1 pseudogene is annotated in these 1,414 nt (G+C 49.0%); it reads right to left on the bottom strand.

The window, feature by feature from the left end:
* Positions 1 to 1,414 (bottom strand): annotated as a pseudogene (locus BD847_RS20735) (T9SS type B sorting domain-containing protein); the annotation flags it as partial.

Genomic DNA, 1,414 nt, shown 5'->3' with positions numbered 1-1,414 from the left:
GTTGAAGCGATCGTCGGAACCGCAGGAGTTGCCAACTTCGCTGCATTGCTGAATGAAGCTGAAGCAACCGAAGTACAATCCGTATTTCCTGCCGTCACCGTATATGGGGTGCCAAGGGCCATTCCGCTGATAAGTCCTGAAGTATCCACGCTTGGTCCTGTCGGATCAAATGTATAGGTCAATCCTGAAACATAGTTCGATATTGTTGAGAAACCGTCAGCCGAACATGTAGGCGCTGTTGAAGCGATCGTCGGAACCGCAGGAGTTGTCAACTTCGCTGCATTGCTGAACGATGCTGAAGCCACCGAAGTACAATCCGTATTTCCTGCCGTTACCGTATAAGGGGTGCCAAGGGCCATTCCGCTGATAAGTCCTGTAGCTGCAACACTCGGTCCTGTCGGATCAAAAGTATAGCTTACACCTGAAACATAATTCGAGATCGTTGAGAACCCGTCAGCCGAACATGTAGGCGCTGTTGAAGCGATTGTCGGAACCGCAGGAGTTGCCAACTTCGCCGCATTGCTGAATGAAGCTGAAGCAACCGAAGTACAATCCGTATTTTCTGCCGTTACCGTATATGGGGTGCCAAGGGCCATTCCGCTGATAAGTCCTGTAGCTGCAACACTCGGTCCTGTCGGATCAAAAGTATAGCTTACACCTGAAACATAATTCGAGATCGTTGAGAAACCGTCAGCCGAACATGTAGGAGCTGTTGAAGCGATCGTCGGAACTGCCGGAGTTGCCAACTTCGCAGCATTGCTGAACGATGCTGAAGATGCAGAATTACAATCCGTATTTCCTGCCGTTACCGTATATGGGGTTCCAAGAGTCATTCCGCTGATAAGTCCTGAGGCTGCAACACTCGGTCCTGTCGGATCAAAAGTATAGCTTACACCTGAAACATAATTCGAGATCGTTGAGAATCCGTCAGCCGAACATGTAGGAGCTGTTGAAGCGATTGTCGGAACCGCAGGAGTTGCCAACTTCGCTGCATTGCTGAATGATGCCGAAGATGCAGAAGTACAATCCGTATTTCCTGCCGTTACCGTATAAGGGGTGCCAAGGGCCATTCCGCTGATAAGTCCTGAGGCTGCAACACTCGGTCCTGTCGGATCAAAAGTATAGCTTACACCTGAAACATAATTCGAGATCGTTGAGAAACCGTCAGCCGAACATGTAGGAGCTGTTGAAGCGATCGTCGGAACCGCAGGAGTTGCCAACTTCGCTGCATTGCTGAACGATGCTGAAGATGCAGAAGTACAATCCGTATTTTCTGCCGTTACCGTATAAGTGGTTCCAAGGGCCATTCCGCTGATAAGTCCTGCACTGCTTATTGTGATTCCTGATGTTGGAGGAGCAAAAGTATAAGTATTAGATGAACTATAATTGCTGATAGTACTCGTTCCATCTGACG

Origin of the sequence: Flavobacterium cutihirudinis (assembly GCF_003385895.1) — a bacterium.
In the GTDB taxonomy this organism is placed as follows: domain Bacteria; phylum Bacteroidota; class Bacteroidia; order Flavobacteriales; family Flavobacteriaceae; genus Flavobacterium; species Flavobacterium cutihirudinis.
This window is presented reverse-complemented; position numbering and strand designations above follow the sequence as displayed.